Source organism: Aeromonas sp. 602396 (assembly GCF_049173735.1).
Classification (GTDB): Bacteria; Pseudomonadota; Gammaproteobacteria; order Enterobacterales; family Aeromonadaceae; genus Aeromonas; species Aeromonas veronii_A.
In genome coordinates, this window is record NZ_JAAKSD010000014.1 from 1 (window position 1) to 17,352 (window position 17,352).

The following is a 17,352-nucleotide window of genomic DNA, read 5'->3' on the forward strand; positions in this document are numbered from 1 at the left end:
AGGTCGTTTAGCTCAGCTGGGAGAGCACCTCCCTTACAAGGAGGGGGTCACTGGTTCGATCCCAGTAACGACCACCATATTCGCAAGCGAAGCTGAGATATCAGCTTCAGCTTCAGTTGCTGAGAAAGTCCCCACTCAGATGGGGATTTTTTTTGCCCGCAATTCAGTACTTCAACTTCTTCTGTTGCCGGTGTGGCGAGCCGAACGCCACCTCTTATTGTGCCACTCTGCCACTCCGACCCTTCTTCATCCTGCTCTTCCGAGATTGCCCGACTGCACTCCTGTCCATCGTGATGCTGCTCATATGAACGCCTGTAATAAAGCAAACGCCAGCAATAAAAAGGGCAGGCCAAGGCCTGCCCGCAAAGATGCGCAAGGTGCTACATGATCCCGCGGATCAGGATCCCGCTGATCAGCAGCGGCGCCACCACGCGCCAGCACCAGAGCAGCGCCAGACGCAGGGCGGGTGACAGGCCCACAGGGAGAATGGCATCACCCAGGCGCCAGCCCAGCAGCAGGGTCAGTACCAGACCAAACAGCGGCATCATCAGGTTGGAGGTGAGATAGTCGAGCAACTCGAAGATGGTCTTGCCAAACAGGGTCAGATCGCTCCATGGGCCGAACGACAGGCTCACCGGAATGCCGGAGGCCATGATGAGCAGGGTCAACACCCGGCAGGCGCCACGGCGCGACCAGCCCCACTCCTCGGTGGTGAAGCGCACCAGATGCTCCAGCATGGAGATGGAGGAGGAGAGCGCGGCGACCAGCAGCAACAGGAAGAAGACCACCCCCAGCCCCTGACCGAACGGCAGATGACTGAACACGGCAGGCATGGTCATAAAGGTGAGCCCTGGGCCCGCGGTGGGATCGATGCCGGTGGAGGCCAGCGCCGGGAAGATCATCAAGCCCGCCAGCACCGAGATAAGGCTTGCCAGTGTGACCACCCAGACCCCGGAGCGCAGCACCCCTTCGCTATTGGGCAGGTAGGCGCCATAGGTAGTGTGTACCCCGAGCCCGATGGAGAGGGAGAAGAAGGCCAGCCCCAGCGCATCCAGCACGCTCTGGCCGGTCAGCATGGAGAAGTCCGGCAGCAGCAGCTGGCGCACACCCGCCATGGAGCCAGGCATGGAGAGGCCAACCCCCACCAGCAGCAGCATCATGATGAAGAGCGCGGGCATCATCCAGCGCAGCGCCCGCTCCACCCCTTTCTGAATACCTCCCTGCACGAACCACCAGGTTAGCCCGGCAAACACCAGATGGGTCAGCACCGGCCACCAGGGGTTGCTGACATAGCCGTTGAACAGGGCGGTGAGGGCGCTTCCTTCGCTCAGGTTGAGCTTGCCAGCCATCGCCAGCGCGGCGTAACCCACGGTCCAGCCGCCTACCACGCTGTAGAAGCTGTAGATAAAGAAGCCGCAGGCGATCCCCATATACCCCATCCAGCGCCAGTTCGGCCCCACCAGTTTGCGAAAAGCGCCGAGCACCCCGCGCTGGCTATGGCTGCCGAGCAGGGTTTCGCCGACCTGTACCGCTACCCCCAGGGTGAAGCTGAACAGCAGAAACACCAGCAGAAAGGCGCCACCGCCATTGGTGGCGGTCACATAGGGAAACTTCCAGATGGCACCAAGACCAATCGCTGTGCCTGCTGCGGCCAGCACATGACCGAGACGGGAAGACCACTGAACCTGGCTCATACAACCTCCGGGTAACACGACATCGAAGCAATACTCCTCTGTAGCAATAAACGACAGACCATAAAAAAGGCCGCCTGAGGCGACCTTTGCAATGAACATTCAGAAAAACTGTGCGTGCAAGGTCACCTCTCTTGCGAGCTAAAAAATCGACCAAACAGCACGAGGATGGCAGACATGAGGTGATAACCTAACTAATGAATGAGGAAACAGCCTAAACCATGGAAAGAATAATTGACACATAAAATCAAAAATTTTTTTGTGTGCCGCTGTCACCACTCTGACTGTACGTACAACTCAATGTGGAAAACCTCGCAGGGCCGCATCTTTTCTACCTTGTGGCTATTTACTGGGCGATACTCGACGTAGCTTCTTCTGGAACTTGTGGCCGCCACATGGCGCTGACGGGAACAACTATGAGACAGGATGTCATATGAGATGGGTGGTTCTGCTCTGGTGGCTGATCAGCCTGAGTGTGTCGGCGCAGCCCGGATTAACCCTGCTGAGTCACGATTTACCCCCCTTTACCGAATACCGCGACGGCAAGCTCGACGGATTTGCTATTCGCCTGATTGATGAGGTGCAGGAGGAGCTTGGCACCCGTTATCCGGTGCGGATTTACCCGCTCAAGCGGGCGCTGGCGCTGGCACGGGTCGAGCCCGGTTATGGACTGTTCGTGGTACAGCGGCTCCCGGAGCGGGAGTCCCATTTCAAATGGGTTGGCCCGCTCTTTATCAATCGGGTCTTTATCTATCAGGCGCCGGATAGTCGCCACCCGCTGACCTCGCTGGCGCAGCTGCGAGATCTGCCCAGAGTGGGGGTAGTGCTTGGTAACGCCGATGATGTGCGGCTGACCCATGAGGGCTACACCAATCTGGTGCGCTACAAGACAGTCGGGGAGGCGATAGAGCGGCTGATGCTGGGCAAGATCGATGCCTTGCCGATGGCGGAGCTGGTGATGGAGGCCACCCTCGACAAGATGGGGTTATCCCGGCGCAGCATTGTCAGCAGTGGTGTACTGCTCCATCAGGCCGGTCTCTATATCGTCTTCTCCAAGGGAACGGATGATGCCGAGATCACCCGCTGGCAGCATGCCCTGGAGGCCGTCAGAGCCGCACAGGGGCGGGCCGATGAGCCCACCCGCGAAGAGTAACCGTCACACCAGACCGCGAATCAAGATCCCGCCGATCAGCAAGGGGGCAATCCAGCGCCAGCAGTTCATCAGCAAGTGATGCCAGTGGCTGGCAATCCCCTGCGGCAGCGCCTTGCGTCCCAGCTTCCAGCCCAGCAGCAGCGTCAGCATCAGGCCGAACAGCGGCATCATCAGGTTGGAGGTGACAAAGTCCAGCAGCTCGAAAATGGTTTTGCCAAACAGGGTTGCGTGTTGCAGCGGGCCAAACGACAGGCTGACCGGAACACCGCTAACCATGACGAATCCAGTGATGGCGCTGCAGGCCGTGCGGCGTGACCAGCCCCAGGTCTCGCACAGGAAGCACTGCAAATGCTCCAGCAGGGAGATGGCCGAGGAGAGCGCCGCAAAGACCAGCAGGGCGAAGAAGATCACCTCAAGCACCTGACCGAATGCCAGCAGCTGAAACACCGCCGGCATGGTCATGAAGGTGAGACCGGGGCCGGAGGCCGGGTCGATACCGGTCGAGGCCAGCACCGGGAAAATCATCAGCCCCGCCAGTACCGCCACCATGCTGGCCAGCAGCACCACCCAGAGGCTGGAGCGACCAACCCCTTCGCTGGTCGGCAGATAGGCGCCGTAGGTGGTGTGAATGCCCAGACCGATGGAGAGGGAGAAGAAGGCCAGTCCCATGGCATCGAGCACGCCAGACATCCCCAGCTTGCTGAAGTCGGGCATCAGGAAGTGACGTACTCCCGCCATCGCATTGGGCAGGGTGAGGCCAAAGGCGACCAGCATCAGGATCATCAGGAACAGGGCCGGCATCATCCAGCGCAGGGTGCGCTCCACCCCTTTCTGAATGCCGCCTTGCACCACCATCCAGGTGAGGGCGGCAAACAGCAGGTGAGTGAGGATTGGCCAGAGGTCGCCGCTGACATAGTCATTGAAGCGGGCGGTGAGGGCCGCCGCATCCCCATGGTTGAGCTGACCTGAGATAGCCATGCCGGTATAACCCAGGGTCCAGCCGCCCACCACGCTGTAGAAGCAGTAGATGAGCAGGGTAGAGATCACTCCCATTACCCCAACCCAGCGCCACTGTTTGCCGAGCAGATCGGAGAAGGCTCCGACTACCCCGCGGCGACTCATGCTGCCGAGCAGGGTTTCCCCCATCAGTACCGCCACCCCCAGGGTGAAGCTGAACAGCAGAAAGACCAGCAGGAAGGCGCCGCCGCCGTTGACGGCGGTGACATAGGGGAATTTCCAGATTGCGCCGATACCGACCGCGGAACCCGCTGCGGCGAGGATGTAGCCGAGTCGGGATGACCATTGGGACTGCTTCATAAGAACTCCAATCGAGCGCCCCTTGGCAGGGGCAGAATGGCGCTCATGTTACGGAGGTCACTGCGCAATCACTACGACGGTTATCAGGTGTAAATGCGATTTCTTGGCATAATTGGCTAATTTAATTCTGTTTTTAGCCCAATCCTGCCACCAAATAAAAAACCGGAGCGAGATTGCTCCGGTTTGGTCTCTGACAACTGCTCGTCGGCGGACTAGATCACCCCCAGCTCCCGCAGCCGCTCCATCAGGTAGCTGTGGGCGGTATGACGCTCGGAGAGCACTACATCCGGGCGCGGATGGAGGAACAGCGGCAGGGAGATACGCGACTTGGCGGCGCTGCCACCGGTCGGGTTGATGACGCGGTGAGTGGTGGAAGGGTAGTAGCCGCGGGAGGCCTCCTGCAGCATGTCACCGATGTTGATGATGAGGGTGCCAAAGTCGCACGGCACGTCCATCCATTCGCCATCGGAGCCCTTCACCTGCAGCCCCGGCTCGTTGGCGGCGGGCAGAATGGTGAGCAGGTTGATATCCTCGTGGGCGGCGGCGCGGATGGCGCCCGGCTCCTCGGTGCCATCGAACGGCGGATAGTGCAGCACCCGCAGCAGGGTCTTCTGGCTCTCTTCGATCATCGAGGAGAGCGGGCAGCTGTAGTTGGCGGCAATATCGGCCGGGGTGTACTGCTCGACCCAGCTCAGCAGCTCTGCGGCCAGACCGTTGGCGAGGCGATAGTACTCCATCGCCTGCTCTTTCAGCTCTTGTGGCATCTGGCCCCAGGGGTAGATGTGGAAGTACTCCTTGATGTCTTTCTGGCTATGGCCCTTGGCCACCTCGGAGACCGACGGCGGGAAGTAGCCATCCTGAGTCTCGCGGTTGAACAGGAAATCCTGCTTCTGCTCACTCATGAAGAAGCGATACCAGTTGTCGTAGATGGACTGCACCAGCTCTTTCGGAATAGGGTGGTTGGTCAACACGCCAAAGCCGGTGGTTCGCAGGGATTCGGTGAAGCGTTGGGCCGCATCGGGTGAGCGGTAATCGACGGTCAGGACTTTCATTGTTTTTGTTGCGCGCCAGTTAAAAGATGGCGCAGTTTACCTTGCACCTGATAACAAGGAAAGCGGGTTGGCCGCCCGTCTGGCACTGCGTTGAATAGTGACAAAAGCATCAAATAAACCGCGCCAGATCACACGGGGGCGCATCCCTTGTTATGGCCTTTTATCCTCTCTAGAATGCCGCTCACTATCTTTTCCGGAGTCTGTTCATGTCCCCCAAAATCCTGTTGCTGACCCTGCCGGTATTGCTGGCGGGATGCAGTGCCCTGTCAGAAGATGAGTGCCGTACCATGAGTTGGTACAACCTGGGTTATCAGGATGGATCGGAAGGCAAAACCCGTCAGGCGACCCGCGATTACGTTTCGTCTTGCAGCGAATATGGCCTCAAAGTGGATGAGGCCGAGTGGAAACGGGGCTACGACAAGGGGCTGGAGCTCTACTGCATTCCCGAGCTGGCTTACAGCAAGGGCAAGGAGGGGCAGGCTTATCTGGGGGTATGCCCCAATGACGCCAGCTTCCTCAAGCAGTATCAGCGTGGCTACGAAGAGTACAAACTGGCTGCCCGCCTGCGGGAGATCAGCGACGAGCTGGAGCGTACCGAGCGGGATATCGATACGCTTGAACGCAGCATCCGCAACGAAACCAACACGGAACAGCGCGACTACTACCGTGCCAAGCGCGATCGAGCCATTCGCCACTACGAATCCCTGCGCCGGGAGTACAACCGTCTGCGTTATCCGGATCGGGTGATCCAGTTCTCCTTCGGCGGTTAATCCCTCTCTTCATGGCCAGCCCGCGTGCTGGCCATGTTGCATCTTGTCAGATCAGGGCAGTACCCAGCGCTGCAGTGCCAGTGCGATACCATCTTCGTTGTGGTCGGCCGTGACCCGATGGGCATGGCTCTGGATCTGCGGGGCCGCATTGCCCATGGCCACCGCCAGCCCAACTTGCTCGAACATGCTGATGTCGTTGTTGTTATCCCCAAACGCCACCACCTGCTCCATCGCAATCCCTTCGCTGGCTGCCCACTGGGCAAGCCGGTTGCCCTTGCTGCAACCGGGCTGTACCAGCTCCACCGCATAGGGGGCCGCCCAGTCGCGGGTAAAGGGCATCTGCTCGACCACCTCGCCCATAAAGGTGTGCAGGCGTGCCGGATCCTGATTGAACAGCTCCAGTTTCCAGACCGGGTTGTCGAGCCAGCCTGCCAGCTCCTCGACCGGGTGGAGGGCGATCTTGAGGTGGTCTGGCTGATTGGCCGACCAATGGCGGATGCGGGTGACATGCTCTTCGCAGCCGATGTAGCCGATCCCCTCGCTCAGGTGGAACAGAGCGCCCATCTGCTGCGCCTCGACCGCGGCCAGCAGCTCGGTAAGCGGGGCGGCCGCCAGCGGGTCGCCGCTGAGGATCCGGTTTTGCACCGGATCATAGAGATAGGCGCCATTGCTGCAGATGAGGGGGGTGTCGAGGGCCAGCTCGTGGTGGAAGGGGCGTGCCGTCATGTAGTGGCGTCCCGTGACCAGCAGCACCTTGATGCCGTGGGCGCGGGCTTGCGCCAGGGCTGCCCGGGTGGCCGACGAGATCTTGTGATCCCGGGTCAGCAGGGTGCCATCCATATCGAGCGCGATGGCCTTGTACTCACTCATAGCTCCTCCAGCATCGAACAAATCCGCAAAGAGCTTTACCGTCCCAGACCCGGCGCCCCGATGCAAGTCTTGCCCGCAGCCGAAGCGCCGAACTGTGATCCCTTCGTGGCTCAGGTGCAGCTGGCCAGCTGTTGACGACGGTCGGCACGGCGACGCAGCAGATAGAAACCGGCGGCACTGGCAAGGGAGCAGAGGGTGGCGAGATAGAAGGGCCACTCGGTACCGGCCAGCAGCACCAGACTGCCGAGCAGCACCGCCAGGATCTCGCTGCCTACGGCGAGGGCGCGGTAGAGCCCCATCGCCTGCCCCTGTTGCTCCGGGTGACTGCGGTTGGAGATCGCCACCGAAGTGGCCAGCTCCCCCAGACTCATGCCGATGCCAGCGGGAACGAAGGTAAGCGCCAGTCCCCACCAGTGCACGGGCAGGATAAAGAGCAGCATGCCGCTCGCCATCACCAGATGGCCGACAATGCCGAGGGAGCTGCCGCGCCAGTGACGGGCGATGCGGGAGCCGAGCCAGGAGCCCGCCATCATGGGCAGGCTCACCAGCACAGCCGCCTGCGCCAGCTGGGCCGGATCCCAGGCCAGCCGCTCTACCAGCCAGATGTTGAAGTAGGTGAAATAGAGCTGCACGGCGCCATAGCTGATCAGGGTGAGTGCGAAGTAGGGCAGCAGGGCCGGTTGCAGCAGCAACTGGCGGCTGGAGAGAGTCGCGGCCTGAAGGGTGGCCGCCACCGGCGGACGATAGGGGATCAGCCAGAGCACCAGCAGCAGGTTGAGCAGGGTCATCGCGACGGCCAGCCAGGCCGCCAGACTGTAATCCCCCGAGATCACCGCGGCGTAGCCCCCGATCACCGGCCCCACTACCCAGCCCAGATTCATGCCGATGTTGATCCAGGCGAAGCTGCGCGCCTTGTGCTCCTTGCCGGCGAGATCCGCCGCCATCGCCTGCACGATGGCGATGTTGCCGTTGCACAGCCCCTCCACAATCCGGCTGAGCAGCAACAGGGGGAGTGAGCGCCAGGCGATACCGAATGCCATCAGGGCATAGCCTGCCAGCACCCCCGCCAGCGATAGCAACAGCAGTGGCTTGCGGCCATAGCGGTCGGAGAGGCGACCGAGCCAGGGGCTGCCCACCAGCTGGAACAGGGGATAGAGCCCCATGATGACCCCCAGCCACACCTTGCGGCTCCAGTCGGAGGCTTCCGGCGTCAGCATGCCGTGGGCCGGATCCAGCAGCAAAGGTGCCAATACCGGGGAGGGGAGACTGAAGCCTGCAACTGCCAGCGTGACCGTCATGACCAGCACCCAGAGGGGATTTTTGTGCCCGTGTTTCTCCATGTTGCACCCATTAAGTAAAGTTATTTGTTTATTTATGCTGATTAATAGATGGGATTAAGTAAAGTGAATTGTTGATTTAATAAAGGGCGATCCCCATAATGAGACCATGAACGCAAGCACCGACAAGATCCTGTTTCTGCTCAAGAGCCATGGCCCGCAGAGCGCCGCCGCGCTGGGGGAGCAGTTGCAGATGACCTCCATGGGCGCCCGTCAGCACCTGCTCACGCTGGAGCAGGAGGGGTGGGTTACATTCAGCGACGAGGCGCGCGGGCGCGGTCGTCCCGTGCGGCTGTGGCAGCTCACCGAGCAGGCCTGGCAGCGCTTCCCCGATAGCCATAGCGACCTGACCGTGCAACTGATCGACAACGTGCGCGAGCTGTTTGGCGAGGAGGGGATGGAGCGGCTGATCCAGCAGCGGGAGCTGCAGATGCTTGCTCGCTATCAGGAGGCGCTGGGGTCCCATGGTCTCTCTGGCCGGCTGGCGGCGCTCAAGGAGCTGCGTACTCGCGAGGGCTACATGGCGGAGATCCGCCGCGAAGAGGATGGCAGCTGGCTGCTGTGGGAGAGCCACTGTCCCATCTGTGCGGCGGCGCGCACCTGCCGCGGTTTCTGTCGCAGCGAACTGGCGCTGTTTCGCCAGCTGCTGGCGCCGGCGAGGGTGGAGCGGGAGCAATATCTGCTGGAGGGGGCGCATCGCTGCCTCTATCGCATCACGCCGCCCGCGCTCTGATTTCGTCAAACGCCCAAAAACAACAAAGCAGGCGCCGGGATGCCTGCTTTGTTGCCTTCGGGGAGGGGGTTCTCTCGTTCCAGCCCGTCGTTTCCCGATAAGGTAAGACGGCTGATGGGGCTCTTGACCCGGTAAGGTCCTTCACCGCAGAGACCCGGTCAGGTATCTGCTTTGCCACCGGAAGATGGAACCATAGTATCCCTCCCGTGCCGGTGAGTGGTTGCAAAGTAACCACTTTTTTCGGTTGTTTTTGCAATAGTTCACCCTTAATCTAGGAAAAGTGGATTAGTCATTGCAACGAGGAAGGGTAGATGCTGAAACTTGATCGCATAGACAGACATATTCTCGAGCTGATGCAGGAGAATGGCCGCATCAGCAATCTGGAACTGGCCGAGCTGGTCGGGCTCTCGCCGTCCCCCTGCTCCCGCCGGGTCAAGGCGCTGGAGGATGCCGGTCTCATCGACACCCACGTTACTCTGCTCAACGCCCGCCAGCTTGGCCTCACCCTCACCGCCTACATTCACATTTCCATGGACAGACACACGCCCGAGCGGTTCGAAAACTTCGATCGCGCCATCAGCGAACTGCCCGAAGTGCTGGAGTGTGATCTCATCACCGGTAATGATGCCGACTACCAGCTCAAGGTGGTGGTGCGCGACATGGAGCACTATCAGCACTTCCTGCTGGACAAGCTGACCCATATTCCGGGGGTGACCGGGGTGCGCTCCAGCTTCGTGCTGCGTCGCATCAAGCACAAGACGGCACTACCGCTCAACCATCTGGGGTGAGCCCGCGCAAGCCGCTTATATAAACAGAAAGAGGAGGCCACTGGCCTCCTCTTTTGCTATTCGCTCTTGGTTATTCGGTAGTGGTTATCGGGTCTGGATTAGCTGTCGCGGTGACGGGGCGACTGCCGCTGTCAGACGCTGACCTGGCTGATGTCTGCCACCTGCAGCAGCCAGCCGCTCTGCTCCTGCAGCGGTTCGCCGCTGACCCGCAGCCGCTCGCCGGTCGGCACCCATTGCCCCTCGGGCAGTGAGACCAGCAGGCTCTCGCTGCCGTTGTCGAACAGCCAGCGATCTTCGCCAAGCGATTCAATCAGATAACCTTCCATCTCCACTCTGGACTCGGCTTGCCAGGATGGCGCAACGGAATCACGGCTCTCGATGAAATCCCCCTGAACACCAAAACTGGCTAGCCCCCACAGAATGGAGAGCCCGACGATGGATGTTTGCATCTTGTCTCTCCTCTTTTGGAACTGTAGGGCCAGTATGGGAACAGAAAACTGAGCGCACCATGAACAAGGTGGCAAAGTGCTGGCGAGATCGCGAAAAAATCCGGCCAATTGGCCGGCAGTGTCATTTTATGGTGTCTAGATCACACTATTTGGCGGCTTCTTCTGCCATCCGTTCCTCTCTTGGCTTATTCGTCCACATGGCTACCCCACGATGATCCCCACAGATCCCCTCTGCCACCACGGCGCGAACCCGGGTGCCATCTTTGCAAATGGCCTGCCAGGCGTCGGCATCATCGATGGCGAGCGAGTTGGGGGGCGGCGTGGTTTGGCAAGCCGTGAGCAGCAGGGCGCACAGGGGGAGCAATTTTTTCATGGCGGACTCCTCGGGGTAATGGGGGACTGAGAGGATGGGGATGACCTCTCCATCCGGGCTTCACTCCCCAGCATCAGTGATAACCGGTTAAGGGGCAAGGGGGGGGACCACTGACGGCCGCAGGTGCCGTGCAGCCGGGGCTTGCCCTGTGCCCTCCTTGGGCCTAAGGTGAGGCCGTTTTATTGCCTGATTGAAGGAGCGTTTTCATGTCCACTCTCTATCCCCGCGTCGGGGTCGGCGTCATCCTGACCAACGCCCAAGGCCAGGTGCTGCTTGGCAAACGCAAAGGGAGCCATGCCCCCTACTGGTCGATCCCGGGTGGTCATCTGGAGTTGGGGGAGAGCTTCGAGTCGGCGGCGATCCGCGAGGTAGCCGAGGAGACCGGACTTGAGATCCACGGGCCCGAGGTGGTGGCGGTGACCAACAATCTGGAGACATGGCGCGAGAGCGGGCTGCACTATATCTCGGTGACGCTGCACGCTAAGGCCGATGGTGAGCCGCAACTGCTGGAGCCGGAGAAGTGCGAAGGCTGGGTCTGGTGCGATCCGCGCGCGTTGCCCGAGCCCCATTTCGACGCCAGCCGTCAGTCCATCGCCTGCTGGCTGGCGGGACGCTGCTATTTGCCGGGTGATATGCCCATGGTGTCGGCCTAATCAGTCTGATTGTCATAAAACGATCATCGCGCTGTCATAATATCCCCTCTCCATCGGGAGAAGAGGGATGAGGGAGAAGAGCGTGGGACAGGTATTTATTCAGTTTTTATGGCTGGGCTGCATCAGCTTTGGTGGTCCGGCCGCTCATATCGGCTATTTCCAGCGCACCTTCGTCCAGCGGCTTGGCTGGCTGACACAGGCCGAATTTGCCCGCTTGCTGGCGCTGTGCCAACTGCTGCCGGGGCCCGCCTCCAGCCAGCTTGGTTTCGCCATCGGTCGTCATCGCGCCGGTCTGGGCGGGGCGCTCTCAGCTTTTCTTGGCTTCACGCTGCCCTCATTTCTGCTGCTACTGGCGGCCGCGATCGGCATCGGCCAGCTGGGCAGCAATCTGTGGCTCGATGCGGCTTTGCACGGCCTCAAGCTGCTGGCGCTTATCGTGGTGGCCGATGCGGTGTTCACCATGAGTCGTCAGTTCTGTGCCACTGGAATGACCCAAGGGATTATGGTGGTGACCGCTGCCGCACTCTGGTGGCAGCCCGGTCTGCTGACTCAACTGTTGATGCTGGCGGGAGCGGCGTTGATCTGCGCCCGCAGCCAGAGCGGGGCGGGTAGTGTGCCAGCCTCCGCCGAGCTACCTTCTGCCGCCAGCAGTCAGCCTCATTGGCCTACCCTGCTGATGTTTGGCATCCTTTTTATCGGTCTGCCGCTGCTCGGTAGCCCGCTTGGCCAGCTGGTTGCCGACTTCTATCGCGCCGGTAGTCTGGTGTTTGGCGGTGGCCATGTGGTGTTGCCGCTACTGCAAGAGAGCGTGGGACACACTCTCAACGAGCAGCAGTTTCTGACCGGTTACAGCCTGGCCCAGTTGGTGCCGGGCCCCATGTTTACCCTTGCCACCTATCTTGGCGCCCAGCTGCAACCCGAAATGCCGCTGATCGGGGCCCTGTTGGCGACCATGGCGCTGTTTGTGCCCGGTTTTCTGCTGCTCTGGGCGGTGGGCCCCTGCTGGCAACAGTGGCTGGCCCGGCCCCGTCTGGCGGGGGCCGTCACCGGAATCAACGCCGCCGTGGTGGGCTTGTTGTTGGCGGCCCTCTATCAGCCGGTGTGGCAGAGTGCGGTGCTGGCGCCGACCGATCTTGCGCTGGCGGCCATCGGCTTTTATCTGCTGCGGGTGTTGAAGTTGCCGGTGCCGGCCATCGCGGCCCTGTTGGTGATGGCTGCTATCCTGCCGGCGTGAAGCCGGTGAAATCCCGATAAAAAAACGGCGCCTCCATAACGGAGGTGCCGTTTTTATTGCAATGGGTAAACCGTTCAGACCTCGGGTTCGAAATCCAGACTCAGGCTGTTGACGCAGTAGCGCTGGCCGGTCTCGGTCGGTCCATCGGGGAAGACGTGACCGAGGTGAGAGCCGCACTGGCGGCAGGTGATCTCCACCCGCTTCATGCCGTGGCTGTTGTCCTCGGTGTACTCCACCGTCCCCTCGATGGCCTTGTCGAACGAGGGCCAGCCGCAGCCGGAGTCAAACTTCGCTCCTGAGTGAAACAGCACGCTCTTGCAGCAGACACAGAGGTAGTCGCCGCTCTTGCGATTGTGGAGCAGGGCGCCGCTGTAGGGGCGCTCGGTGCCCTTCTCCCAGCAGACGTGAAACTGCTCGGCGGTCAGTTTGCTGCGCCACTGTTCCGGATTGTTACTGCTCATACCGACTCCTTGCCATCCATACCGGAGCCCAGCATAGCGGCTCCGTAAAGCTGACTCCAGCATGCCTCTTATGCTTTGCCTGTATCTGTGATCGAGGTGGCAACCATCTCCTCACCGGATGCAGGGAGAATTTCCTGCTGCGGTGGCTGGGCATCCTCCGCCGTGCTGGCCAGCGCCACCCGCTCCAGCAGTTTGAGGGAGTGGGCCCGGCCGACCGCCACCTGCCGTTTGATGTCATCCGGCAGGAAGGGGAGGCCATCGTTGGTGGCGGTGTCGATAGTCTGGATCCACTCCAGCCCTTCCCCCGGCGGCGGCAGGCGGAACTGGATGTCGTAATCGCTGGCGTTGAACAGCACGTACCAGCGCTCGCCGACACAGTTGATCATGCCGATATCCATGGCGAACGCCTGCCCCATGGGGGCGTGCCAATCCTGATCGGTGAGCTGGTGGCCGTCCGGGTGATACCAGTTGACCTGATGGCAGCTGGACGGGGTGCCATTCCAGCTGTCGTCGCTCAGTTGCAGGTTGGAGAAGACGCAGGACTCCGCCCGCAGCGCCATCATCTGCTGGGTGAAGGCGAACAGCCGCTCATCCTCCGGTCGCCACTGCCAGTTGACCCAGCTGATCTGGTTGTCCTGACAGTAGGCGTTGTTGTTGCCAAGCTGGCTGCGTCCCATCTCGTCCCCGGCGAGGAAGTGGGGAGTACCTTGGGAGAGCAGCAGAGTGGCAATCAGATTGCGCTTCTGCTGCTGGCGCAGGCTGTTGACCCGCGGATCCAGGGTCGGCCCCTCTACCCCATGGTTATAGGAGAGGTTGTTGCCGTGGCCGTCCCGATTGTCTTCACCGTTGGCCTGATTGTGGCGCTGGTTGTAGGAGACCAGATCCTCCAGGGTGAAACCGTCGTGATAGCAGAGGTAGTTGACGCTGCTGTGAGGCGAGCGCCAGTTCTTCGGGAAGATATCCCGCGAGCCGACCAGACGGGTGGCAAAGTCCCCCATCTTGCCCGCATCACCGCGCCAGAAGGCGCGCACCGTGTCGCGATAGCGGTCATTGATCTCCTGCCACTGGCTCGGGAACTGACCCAGCCGGTAGCCGAAGGGGCCGATATCCCAGGGTTCGGCGATGAGCTTGACCTGTGACAGCACTGGGTCGGCCATCACGGCTTTGAAGAAGGCGCCCATGGGCTCGAACTCCCCCGCTTCCCGCGCCAGCGTTACCGCCAGATCGAAACGGAAGCCATCCACCTGCATCTCGGTGACCCAGTAACGCAGAGCATCGAGCACCAGCCGCAGGGTGTTGGGGTGATCCAGATTGACGCTGTTGCCACAACCGGTCACGTTGGCGTGACGGGTGTAGTCCGGGCCGTGGGGACCCGCTTCGAATGCGTAGTAACCGGCGTTGTCAAAGCCCTTGAACGAGAGGGTAGGGCCGTCGAAGCCCGAGGCGGCAGTGTGGTTGTAGACCACATCCAGGATCACCTCGAGCCCGGCCCGGTGCAGCTCGCGCACCATGGTCTTGAACTCGGTCACCGCCTCGTCTGCTCGGGTGCTGTAACGCGGCTCCGGGGCGAAGAAGGCAATGGGGTTGTAGCCCCAGTAGTTGGTCAGTCCCAGCTGCTCCAGTCGCGGTTCCGACATGAAGGCGGCCACCGGCATCAGCTGCACCGAGGTGATGCCGAGGCTCTTCATATGCTCGATAACCAGCGGATGACTGATGCCAAGGTAGGTGCCCTGCAGCGCTTTGGGGATCCCTGGATGCTGCTTGGTAAAGCCCTTGACGTGGGTCTCGTAGATAATGGTGCGGGCCGGACTGATCCCGGGTTTGCCAACCCCTTGCCAGTCAAAACTGTCATCCACTACCACCGACTTGGCAATCATCTCGGCACTGTCACCCTGATAGAGGGCTTCATCCCAGTAGGTGGGACGACTGAGCGCCTTGGCGTAGGGGTCAATCAGCAGTTTTTGCGGATCGAACAGCATCCCCTCCTGCGGAGTACCATAGACCCGATAGCCGTAGCGCTGACCGGCCTTTACGCCGCGCACGTAGCCAAAGCGATACTGGCCACGGCGGCCGGGCAACTCCAGCCGCATCAGCTCATGCTCCTGCTCGTCGTACAGGCAGATCTCCACCTTGTCCGACTGGGGGGCCCAGACGCAGAAGTGGCAACCGTTCTCGTCAAGGCGGGCCCCCAGCGGGTGGCCCACCCCTTTTTCCATTACAAGCATCAAGACTCCTGTTTGATAAACAAGGTCGCCAGCGGCGGCAGATCCAGCACTATGCTGTGTGCCATCCCCTGCCAGGGGGTCGGTTCGGCAGCGAACACCAGACCTACATCATAGTTACTACCCCAGTAATACTCGCTGTCGGTGTTGAGCACCACCCGATAGTGGCCCGCCGCAGGGACGCCGATCCGATATTCGAGACGGGGCACCGGGGTGAAGTTGCAAGCCACCACAATAGTCTGCTTGCCCTCTTTGTCCGCCCGCAGCCAGGCAAAGATGCTGTTGTCGGCATCGTTGTGATCCAGCCAGCGGAAGCCGGTCTGCTCATAATCGGCCTGATACAAGGCAGGCTCATGACGGTAGAGGTGGTTGAGATCGTGGATCAGCCGCTGCTGACCGGCATGCTTGGGATATTGCAGCAGATGCCACGGCAGTTGGGCGTCGTGGTTCCACTCGTTGCTCTGGGCGATTTCGGTGCCCATGAAATTGAGCTTCTTGCCCGGGTGGGCGTACATGAAGCCCATGTAGGCCCGCAGGTTGGCGGCTTGCTGCCACTCGTCGCCCGGCATCTTGTAGAGCATGGAGTGCTTGCCGTGCACCACCTCGTCGTGGGAGAGCGACAGGATGAAGTTCTCGTCATAGTGGTAAACCATGGAGAAGGTCATGTCGTTGTGGTGGTAGCGGCGATGGATCGGTTCTTTCTGCATATAGGTGAGAGTGTCGTGCATCCAGCCCATATTCCACTTGAAGCCAAATCCGAGGCCGCCGAGGAAGGTGGGGCGGGAGACACCGGCAAAGGCGGTGGACTCTTCGGCTATGGTCATGGCGTGGGGATACTTGCCGTAGACCTCCTCGTTGGTCCACTTGAGCAGGCTGATCGCCTCGTAGTTGTGGTTGCCGCCATCGACGTTCGGTACCCATTCACCGGCGTTGCGGGAGTAATCCAGATAGAGCATGGAGGCGACCGCATCCACCCGCAGGCCGTCGATGTGGAACTTGTCGAGCCAGAACAGGGCGCTCGCCACCAGGAACTGGCGCACTGTGTCGCGGCCGAAGTCGTAGATGTAGGAGTTCCAGTCCGGGTGCCAGCCACGGCGCGGATCTTCATATTCGTAGAGCGGGGTGCCGTCGAAACGGGCCAGTCCGTGGGCATCGGACGGGAAGTGGGCGGGCACCCAGTCCAGAATGATGCCGATCCCGGCCTGGTGGCACTGATCGACGAAGTATTTGAAATCATCAGCGGTGCCGTAGCGGCTGGTGGGGGAGAACATGCCCACCGGCTGGTAGCCCCAGGAGCCGCTGAAGGGGTGCTCGGAGACAGGCAGCAGCTCGATGTGGGTGTACTCCATCTCCTTGACGTAGGCGACCAGCTCCACTGCCAGTTCACGCCAGCTCAGGCTGTCGCCGTTGGGGTGGCGTTTCCAGGAGCCGACGTGCAGCTCATAGATGGAGAGCGGCTGCTCGCGTTTGTCGTTGTGCTGGCTGGCAATCCACTCGGCATCCTGCCACTGGTACTGGGCGTGGTCATAGACCACGGAGGCGAACGACGGATACTGCTCGCAGTAAAAGCCGACCGGATCGCTCTTGTGGGGCAGCCGGTTGCCCATGGGGTCTTTGAGCTCAAACTTGTAGCGATCCCCGGCCTTGAGGCCCGGCACAAACAGCACCCAGTGACCGCAGAGGCTGCGCTGCATCGGATGGCGGCGGCCATCCCAGAAGTTGAAATCGCCGATGAGGCTCACGGCGGTGGCGCTCGGCGCATAGACCGCAAAACGTACCCCTTCCACCTGCTGGCCAAGATGCTCCACGGTGCGCAACTGGGCGCCAAGGGTGTGGTAGAGGTTTTCCGGCTGGGCGGTCAGTTCGGCCAGGCCTGCCCAAGCGGCATCCTGAAACTGATAGGGGTCGATGACCTCGGTGGTGGCATCTTGGTAGCTGGCGATCAGCTGATAGGGGAAGGAGTTTTTGCGGCGGGTGAAAACAGTTTCAAAAAGACCCGATTCATCGGTGGGCGCCAGGGTGGCAACGACTTTGCCCGACTTGAGATCCTTGACGCGGACTTCGAGGGCATCAGGCAACCAGGCGGTCAGTTTGAGGCCGGGCCCATCCGGATTGGCCTGCAGGCCTAAGTGAGAGAAGGGATCGGAACAGCGGGCAGCAACCAAACGTTCAACGAGCATCGAGATTTCCTTTCATGACAGAGCATCCACTCCGGCCGAAGCCGGAGTGGATTTAGGTGAGAGCGCTGT

The 17,352-nt window shown here is 60.9% G+C and carries 16 protein-coding genes and 1 tRNA gene; 7 read left to right on the plus strand and 10 right to left on the minus strand.

Annotated elements, in window-relative coordinates:
- Position 1: 1 nt before the first annotated feature.
- Positions 2-77: transfer RNA gene (locus G5229_RS15860), tRNA-Val, on the plus strand.
- 303 nt (positions 78-380) lie between these two features.
- Here the strand turns inward: G5229_RS15860 and G5229_RS15865 are convergent.
- Positions 381-1,694 carry a sodium-dependent transporter gene (locus G5229_RS15865; RefSeq protein WP_236320252.1) on the minus strand — a complete coding sequence of 438 codons (1,314 nt, stop codon included), beginning with the start codon at positions 1,692-1,694 and terminating at the stop codon, positions 381-383.
- A gap of 430 nt (positions 1,695-2,124) precedes the next feature.
- Here G5229_RS15865 and G5229_RS15870 point away from each other — a divergent pair, with 430 nt between their 5' ends.
- Positions 2,125-2,844, plus strand: a complete 720-nt coding sequence (locus G5229_RS15870; RefSeq protein WP_421209593.1) for a substrate-binding periplasmic protein — start codon at positions 2,125-2,127, stop codon at positions 2,842-2,844.
- A gap of 3 nt (positions 2,845-2,847) precedes the next feature.
- Here the strand turns inward: G5229_RS15870 and G5229_RS15875 are convergent, their stop codons facing one another.
- Positions 2,848-4,161, minus strand: a complete 1,314-nt coding sequence (locus G5229_RS15875; protein ID WP_421209594.1) for a sodium-dependent transporter — start codon at positions 4,159-4,161, stop codon at positions 2,848-2,850.
- A gap of 212 nt (positions 4,162-4,373) precedes the next feature.
- Positions 4,374-5,213: an isopenicillin N synthase family dioxygenase gene (locus tag G5229_RS15880; protein WP_421209596.1), complete on the minus strand. Its 840-nt coding sequence runs from the start codon at positions 5,211-5,213 to the stop codon at positions 4,374-4,376.
- A gap of 206 nt (positions 5,214-5,419) precedes the next feature.
- Between G5229_RS15880 and G5229_RS15885 the strand changes: the two genes are divergently transcribed.
- The gene (locus G5229_RS15885) at positions 5,420-5,983 is read left to right on the plus strand and encodes a DUF2799 domain-containing protein (protein WP_005362971.1); all 564 of its coding nucleotides are present in this window, start codon (positions 5,420-5,422) and stop codon (positions 5,981-5,983) included.
- 51 nt (positions 5,984-6,034) lie between these two features.
- Here G5229_RS15885 and G5229_RS15890 read toward each other — a convergent pair whose 3' ends face one another.
- Together G5229_RS15890 and G5229_RS15895 are read right to left on the minus strand one after the other, a co-directional pair.
- Complete coding sequence (locus G5229_RS15890; protein ID WP_111900214.1) at positions 6,035-6,853, minus strand: Cof-type HAD-IIB family hydrolase; 819 nt, start codon at positions 6,851-6,853, stop codon at positions 6,035-6,037.
- Positions 6,854-6,963: 110 nt separating this feature from the next.
- A complete protein-coding gene (locus G5229_RS15895; protein ID WP_416033596.1) occupies positions 6,964-8,193 on the minus strand; it encodes an MFS transporter in 1,230 nt (409 codons plus the stop codon).
- A gap of 106 nt (positions 8,194-8,299) precedes the next feature.
- On the opposite strand from G5229_RS15895, the gene G5229_RS15900 reads away from it, so the two are divergent.
- Positions 8,300-8,923 (plus strand): helix-turn-helix transcriptional regulator, encoded by a 624-nt coding sequence (locus G5229_RS15900; protein WP_100645115.1) that lies wholly within the window; start codon positions 8,300-8,302, stop codon positions 8,921-8,923.
- Positions 8,924-9,234: 311 nt separating this feature from the next.
- On the plus strand, positions 9,235-9,711 hold the full coding sequence (locus tag G5229_RS15905) for an Lrp/AsnC family transcriptional regulator (protein ID WP_005304871.1): 477 nt from the start codon (positions 9,235-9,237) through the stop codon (positions 9,709-9,711).
- 131 nt (positions 9,712-9,842) lie between these two features.
- On the opposite strand, the gene G5229_RS15910 is transcribed toward G5229_RS15905, so the two are convergent.
- Positions 9,843-10,160 (minus strand): hypothetical protein, encoded by a 318-nt coding sequence (locus G5229_RS15910; protein WP_202005344.1) that lies wholly within the window; start codon positions 10,158-10,160, stop codon positions 9,843-9,845.
- A 145-nt stretch (positions 10,161-10,305) separates the two neighbouring features.
- A complete protein-coding gene (locus G5229_RS15915; RefSeq protein ID WP_216952052.1) occupies positions 10,306-10,533 on the minus strand; it encodes a hypothetical protein in 228 nt (75 codons plus the stop codon).
- Between the two features lie 206 nt (positions 10,534-10,739).
- On the opposite strand from G5229_RS15915, the gene G5229_RS15920 reads away from it, so the two are divergent.
- Both G5229_RS15920 and chrA read left to right on the plus strand, forming a co-directional pair.
- Complete coding sequence (locus G5229_RS15920; RefSeq protein ID WP_064339420.1) at positions 10,740-11,186, plus strand: nucleotide triphosphate diphosphatase NUDT15; 447 nt, start codon at positions 10,740-10,742, stop codon at positions 11,184-11,186.
- 82 nt (positions 11,187-11,268) lie between these two features.
- On the plus strand, positions 11,269-12,420 hold the full coding sequence (chrA, locus tag G5229_RS15925; RefSeq protein ID WP_421209600.1) for a chromate efflux transporter: 1,152 nt from the start codon (positions 11,269-11,271) through the stop codon (positions 12,418-12,420).
- A gap of 74 nt (positions 12,421-12,494) precedes the next feature.
- On the opposite strand, the gene msrB is transcribed toward chrA, so the two are convergent.
- The 3 genes from msrB to glgB all read right to left on the minus strand — a co-directional run bounded on the left by msrB (position 12,495) and on the right by glgB (position 17,283).
- Positions 12,495-12,881 (minus strand): peptide-methionine (R)-S-oxide reductase MsrB, encoded by a 387-nt coding sequence (msrB, locus tag G5229_RS15930; protein ID WP_042079988.1) that lies wholly within the window; start codon positions 12,879-12,881, stop codon positions 12,495-12,497.
- A gap of 68 nt (positions 12,882-12,949) precedes the next feature.
- The gene (glgX, locus tag G5229_RS15935; protein WP_421209602.1) at positions 12,950-15,106 is read right to left on the minus strand and encodes a glycogen debranching protein GlgX; all 2,157 of its coding nucleotides are present in this window, start codon (positions 15,104-15,106) and stop codon (positions 12,950-12,952) included.
- Positions 15,106-17,283 (minus strand): 1,4-alpha-glucan branching protein GlgB, encoded by a 2,178-nt coding sequence (gene glgB, locus G5229_RS15940; RefSeq protein WP_058059677.1) that lies wholly within the window; start codon positions 17,281-17,283, stop codon positions 15,106-15,108. Before glgB ends, glgX begins: the two co-directional genes overlap by 1 nt.
- Positions 17,284-17,352: the final 69 nt, after the last annotated feature.